The organism is Methylophaga sp. SB9B, assembly GCF_004832235.1.
Classification (GTDB): domain Bacteria; phylum Pseudomonadota; class Gammaproteobacteria; order Nitrosococcales; family Methylophagaceae; genus Methylophaga; species Methylophaga muralis.
Genome location: NZ_SSXS01000079.1, coordinates 1 through 254, shown reverse-complemented (window position 1 = coordinate 254; position 254 = coordinate 1). Strand labels below are relative to the sequence as shown.

Below are 254 nucleotides of genomic sequence, written 5' to 3'. Positions count from 1 at the left end.
CTTGGCAGCGGAATACCTGAATTAATCGCATCGTTATCAGCAGCTTGTTCTAACAAATCATCGAGAAAACGACTGACCTGGCGCACATTACGGGATACCTCGGATAAACCTTTTTTACCTCTATCGATTCTTCCAGAACCACCATTGGCAGGAAAATATCGTGTTCATCAAAGCGGAAGAGAGCGGTGGGGTCGTGCATCAGCACATTGGTATCAAGCACAAACAGACGTTTTGTCGCGTCGGGTCGTTTAATC

The 254-nt window shown here is 46.5% G+C and carries 1 pseudogene; it reads right to left on the bottom strand.

Features of this window, described 5'->3' with window-relative positions:
• Positions 1-253: pseudogene (locus tag E8Q33_RS15225) on the bottom strand (PIN domain-containing protein); the annotation flags it as partial.
• Position 254 lies beyond the last annotated feature (1 nt).